At 72.5% G+C, this 461-nt stretch carries 1 protein-coding gene; it reads right to left on the reverse strand.

What is annotated here, in order from left to right; translation table 11 throughout:
• On the reverse strand, positions 1 to 461 hold a 461-nt coding region (locus LG396_RS38915; protein ID WP_225798331.1), incomplete at both ends, for an acyltransferase domain-containing protein.

Below are 461 nucleotides of genomic sequence, written 5' to 3' on the forward strand. Positions count from 1 at the left end.
GAGCGAGGGGGAGGGTGCCGGTGAGGTGGGCGGCGGAGAGTTCGCCGATGGAGTGGCCGATGAGCGCCGTGGGCTGAACGCCTGCCTTTTGGAGCAGGCGGTAGCCGGCCACGTGGTGGGCGAAGAGGGCGGGCTGGGTGTAGAGCGTCGTTTCCAGCAGCGCGGCGTGCTCGCTGCCGGGTTCGGCGAACATCACGTCCCGTAGCGGGACCTCGGTGTCGAGGTGCTGGTCCAGCGCCGTGCACACCTCGTCCAGGGCTTCGGCGTAGACCGGGAAGGACTCGTACAGGTCGCGGCCCATGCCGGGTCGCTGGCTGCCCTGACCCGAGAACATCACCGCGAGGCGGCCTCCGGTCTCGGCCGACCCGGGGCCGGTGACCAGGGCAGGGTGCGCGGTGCCCGCGGCCAACGCCGCCAGCGCCTCGCGGAGTTCCGTGCGGTCGGCGGTGACGACTCCCGCA

Origin of the sequence: Streptomyces aculeolatus (assembly GCF_020400605.1) — a bacterium.
Lineage (GTDB): Bacteria > Actinomycetota > Actinomycetes > Streptomycetales > Streptomycetaceae > Streptomyces > Streptomyces aculeolatus.